At 51.6% G+C, this 5,200-nt stretch carries 4 protein-coding genes; 1 reads left to right on the top strand and 3 read right to left on the bottom strand.

All coding sequences use genetic code 11. The features are described from left to right. The 3 genes from ABYW01_RS13405 to rluC all read right to left on the bottom strand — a co-directional run. Positions 1-312, bottom strand: a 312-nt coding sequence (locus ABYW01_RS13405; RefSeq protein WP_372833499.1) for a LysR family transcriptional regulator, incomplete at its 3' end; no start/stop codon positions are given. A 91-nt stretch (positions 313-403) separates the two neighbouring features. Then, positions 404-1,510, bottom strand: coding sequence for a hypothetical protein (locus tag ABYW01_RS13400; protein WP_372833497.1), 1,107 nt, complete (start codon positions 1,508-1,510; stop codon positions 404-406). Between the two features lie 27 nt (positions 1,511-1,537). Beyond that, complete coding sequence (gene rluC / locus ABYW01_RS13395) at positions 1,538-2,494, bottom strand: 23S rRNA pseudouridine(955/2504/2580) synthase RluC (protein WP_372833496.1); 957 nt, start codon at positions 2,492-2,494, stop codon at positions 1,538-1,540. Positions 2,495-3,061: 567 nt separating this feature from the next. On the opposite strand from rluC, the gene rne reads away from it, so the two are divergent. Then, on the top strand, positions 3,062-5,200 hold a 2,139-nt coding region (rne, locus tag ABYW01_RS13390; protein WP_372833494.1), incomplete at its 3' end, for a ribonuclease E.

Here is a 5,200-nt window from a genome sequence, read left to right as displayed (position 1 = left end):
TGCCTGCGTGTGGGTCGTCGCCACCGCCAAACTGCCTTTCTTCTCGTCGCTGAACTCCTGCGCAACCTGCTTGATACTCTCTACTTTTTGCAGAATATCGCCAGCCACACTCAGAATTGCCTGACCCGCAGGTGTCACGCGAGTCAAATGCTTACCACTGCGCGCAAACACCTCTACGCCCAGCTCGTCTTCCAATAACCGGATCTGCTTACTGATACCTGGCTGAGATGTGTAAAGACTCTGTGCCGTCGCCGATACGTTTAAATCGTGTCGGGCAACCTCCCATATGTAGCGAAGCTGCTGCAGTTTCATAGGTTACTCCCAAGGGAAAACTAAACTTTTAGTAATTAACAGTGATTTTATTATAACAGGTTAGCATAAAAAGATCACCACCCAGACACTGCTACTGCGCGGCTTTCAAACGGCGCACTTCCTCATCCAATGCGATGAGACGCTTTTCGAGCGTAATATTCCGCCCCCGAATCCTCACCATTTCATCATCCCGCTCACTGAGCTGACCACGAATGGCATTTTCCCGCCGGGACGCTTCATTATTTGACGCGACTTTCTTTTGCTGAGCAACGCGCAGTTCTTCCTGCAACGAAACAACCTTTTCTTCAAGTCGCTTCGTCTTATTTGTCTCGGCCAGCAGCTGACTGTTCAACTTTGAAATATCTCTGTTCGTCGTGCCCTGACTCTGCTTCACTAATTTTAGCTCGGCTTCCAGACTTTTAATCTGCGTAAAGTGACTTTCGATCTTAACGTCTTTCTTCGCCAACTCAGCTTTCAGGTCGTGGATGCTTTTTGTCAGCGCAGACTCTTTCTTGCCACTCTCTTCACGGACCTTCTCCAGAGAACCACGGTAGTAGCGAACATCGGCTTCAGATTTGCTAACCGTGTCCAGCGCATTACGTTGCTCATCCTTAAGACGCTGTTCAAACACCCGACGCGCTTCGTCTCGTGCCCGACGCATCTGAGCTAATTCCTGCTCCAGATCAGAAACACGATGCTCTTCATCTTTACGTTGCCCAGTCTCAGACTCAAGGCTCGCCTTCAGCGCCTTCACTTCAGCCTCAAGGGCTTTGACGTGAACATTAGCTTCATTCGTGCGCTCGACCTGAGCACGCAGACGATCTTCAATTTCATCTACACGTCCGCGGGAGCGGATCAACTCTTCCTCGTTATGGCGATGCTGCTCTTCCTCACCCACCTTTTCATAACGACGCTCAAGACTAAAGTGACTGTGTGCCTCATGCAGTGCTTCGTTCCAGATGCGCGAAAACGCCGAATTAATCACCTCTGGTACGTCCTGAATATTCACGTCGACAGATCGCGTTCCACTGCGCATGCGATCCGCGAGCAAGCCCCACCAAGCTTCATAAGGCTCTTTAAGGGTATCTACGTCACACCCAAGGGTGTCAGACATTACGTCCAGTGTAGGAATACCACCTTCATTCATAATGCGTTCGGCGGTACTAAAAAAAGTTTCGTTGCTGATTATCTCAGACATCAATTTCAGCCTATCATTTTCAATCGACTAAACGTCCAACGCATCCATTGCGCTGAGCAGTTGTTTATCCAGTGGTGCTTTAATGACCATACGGCCGCCACCCGGTAGAGGGATACGCAGCTCTGCAGCATGCAAAAACAAACGCTTTATGCCCTCATCCCGCATTCTGCGGTTCATCTGATCGGTACCATACTTCTCGTCACCGATAATGGGGTGACCCGCGAACTGACAATGAACACGGATCTGGTGGGTACGACCTGTAATCGGCCTTGCTTCCACCAGCGTCACCAACCGCCCGATTCGACGCAGCACTTTATACTCTGTCAGGCACGCTTTGCCATCAGCCTGCACCTTAACAACACGTTCACCTGACTTCAGTTCATTCTTTCGCAGCGGCGCGTCAATCCTACGCTTCCTGTCAGACCAGGCACCGTCCACCAACGCATTGTAGATCTTGGTGATCCGACTTTTCTGCAAAGCTTCGTGCATAAATTTAAGTGCACTGCGCTTCTTGGCAATCATAATACAACCGGACGTATCACGATCAAGCCGATGCACCAGCTCAAGAAAGCGACATTCAGGTCGGATTTGTCTAAAGGCTTCAATCAATCCCAGACTGACGCCACTACCACCATGTACAGCCAAACCCGAGGGTTTATTGACAACAATCAGGTCTTTATCTTCATAAAGAATGGCGTCTTCCAGTACACGCTGCAGATTATCCGAGGGCTTAGGTGCTTCAGCGCGCTCAGCCACCCGCACAGGCGGGATACGTATAAGATCTCCCCCCTGCAACTTGTATTCAGGCTTTACGCGTTTCTTATTTACGCGCACCTCACCTTTTCGCAGAATGCGATAGATGAGACTTTTTGGAACACCTTTTAGCTCGGTGCGCAGGAAATTATCGATTCGCTGACCGTCAAAGTCGGCAGCAATTTCTACAAACCTTACGGCAGCGTTTGGGCTGCTAATTTTTTCTGACATATTAATAAGATAGTGTCCGACGCATCGAATTGATGCTTAGTGTGATAGCTGCTATATTCTACCGCTGCTGTGGGCTGTTGGCTTTATCTTTATGCGACTAGTTGCCAATTCATGCTGAAAAGTGAGCAGGCACCCTATACGTGCCGCCCCACAACAAACGCAATAATGCGTAAGCAGAAAGAATTTATAATTCAGAACGTATTTCACCTACTGGCCTTCAAATAAGGTCCGGTCGGAGGTGGAGATGCACTTCAGCCAGGAACCTGCCCTATGGGCAGCTACAACGAATCAGAAGAATAACAGAGGCTGTAGTTTCCTCCACCGATAGGCAGACATACCGGTCGCCGATTGCTATCGGTATGGTCACACAACAATAAGACTCAGTAGTACAGCGCTTTTAGCCCTTGTACCGCGTGAGCCGTTGTGCGCGTATATGATTCAACACACGGCCTTTCGAGGCTGTTGCGCTGACATGACCACTATGCCTTACAGGACAGGATAGCGCTTCACGCGCAAGATTTGGGACAGCAGGCTTGAACTGCGTTCTTAAAGAGAACGTTCAAACCAATGAAAAGAATGCTGATTAACGCAACTCAACCTGAAGAGTTGCGCGTAGCGCTGGTAGATGGCCAGCGCCTGTATGACCTGGATATCGAATCCGGCTCCCGTGAACAGAAAAAGGCTAACATCTACAAAGGCCGTATTACCCGCGTAGAACCTAGTCTCGAAGCTGCATTTGTAGACTATGGCGCGGAACGCCATGGTTTCCTGCCACTGAAAGAGATCTCTCGCGAATACTTCTCCAAACAGCCTGAGCGCGGCAACCGCCCTAATATCAAAGAGGTTCTCCGCGAAGGCACTGAAGTTATCGTGCAGGTCGATAAAGAAGAGCGCGGCAATAAAGGCGCCGCTCTGACGACCTTTATCAGCCTTGCTGGCCGCTATCTTGTTTTGATGCCTAACAACCCTCGTGCTGGCGGCATCTCCCGACGCATTGAAGGCAGCGATCGCGCTCAGCTGAAAGAAGCCTTGGACGGCGTAAATATCCCGGACAAGATGGGTATTATCGTTCGCACCGCGGGCATCGGCCGCTCGACCGAAGAACTGCAGTGGGACCTGGATTACCTGGCCACCCTGTGGAAAGCCATCAAAGAAGTTGAAGCCCGCAAAGCACCGTTCCTGATCTACCAGGAAAGCAACGTTGTTATTCGAGCGATCCGCGACTACTTGCGCGCCGACATCGGCGAAGTACTGATCGACGACGAAGCCGTGTATAACGACGCGCGAAACTTCGTCACTCAGGTCATGCCGTCGTACGACCAGAAGATCAAACACTACAGCGAAGCAACCCCGCTGTTTAACCGTTTCCAGATCGAAACTCAGATCGAAACCGCCTTTCAGCGTGAAGTGAAACTACCTTCCGGCGGCTCCATCGTTATTGATCCGACTGAAGCACTGGTATCCATCGATATCAACTCCGCTCGCGCTACCCGCGGCGGCGATATTGAAGAAACCGCCCTGAACACCAACCTGGAAGCAGCCGATGAAATCGCTCGTCAGCTGCGCCTGCGTGATATTGGCGGCCTGATCGTTATCGATTTCATCGATATGACACCGATCAAAAACCAGCGCGAAGTTGAAAACCGCCTGCGTGACGCACTCAAACTGGATCGCGCTCGCGTACAGACCGGCCGCATCTCCCGCTTCGGACTGCTGGAAATGTCACGTCAGCGTCTACGCCCATCACTGGCAGAAAGCCGCGGCGTTGTCTGCCCTCGCTGTAGCGGCCAGGGTACTATCCGAGACACCGAATCACTGGCACTGTCCATCCTTCGCCTGATCGAAGAAGAATCAGCAAAAGATCGCACAGCTCAAATTCGCGCAATATTGCCCGTCACGGTCGCGACCTTCCTGCTGAACGAAAAGCGTCATGCAGTACATGATGTTGAACTGCGCCACGACGTACGCGTAGTGATCGTGCCGAATCCGAATATGGAAACGCCACACTACGAAGTTGTCCGCCTGCGTGACGACCACACAGTCGCAACAACGAATGATGCTAGCTACACGCTGCAGCCAGAACCAGAAGAGCAGCTGCCAGAGATCGAAACTGCGACCAAGCCAGCACCTCAACGTGAAAAAGCAGCTGTGCGCACCGTTGCACCCGCGACACCTGCACCGAAAGAAGCAGTTGCCACTGAGCAGGCAACAGAAGCTAAAGCACCTGCGGCACCTGCCCCTGTAGAAACTAAAGACAGCGGCTCCCTGCTTGGACGTATTTTCCGCAGCCTGTTTGGCGGAAGCACTGTTCAGGAAGAAGTTAAGAAAGAAGAGCCTGTAGCAGTTGAACCAGAGAAAAAAGAACCTCGCAGCCCTGGACGCAAACAGCACAGCGGCAAAAAAGGTCGCCGTCGTGATGACCGTCGCCGCGGACAGAAAAAAGACAACGACGAAATCATCACCATTCAGCCAGAGCCAGACCAACCTCTGGTCGCAGAAGAAAAGACTGAAAAGCCGACGAAGTCCCGTCGTCGTCGTAAGAGCCGCAAAGATACTGATGATCGCCAGGCAAGCGCACCTCAAGAGCAAACCGAAGCGAAAACAGAAAGTACCGATAATGTCGAAACTAAACAGGACGACAAAGGCGAAGAAGCACCACGCAACCCACGTCGTCGCGGTCGCCGTCGTCGCGGGTCTGAGCGCAAC

It is taken from the genome of Pontibacterium sp. (genome assembly GCF_041587635.1).
Taxonomy (GTDB): domain Bacteria; phylum Pseudomonadota; class Gammaproteobacteria; order Pseudomonadales; family Balneatricaceae; genus Pontibacterium.
This window is presented reverse-complemented; position numbering and strand designations above follow the sequence as displayed.

What these genes read in the sequence shown, in the direction of transcription:
- ABYW01_RS13400 (WP_372833497.1), bottom strand. Translation starts at nt 1,510, where the DNA reads ATGTCTGAGATAATCAGCAACGAAACTTTTTTTAGTACCGCCGAACGC.
- rluC (WP_372833496.1), bottom strand. Translation starts at nt 2,494, where the DNA reads ATGTCAGAAAAAATTAGCAGCCCAAACGCTGCCGTAAGGTTTGTAGAA.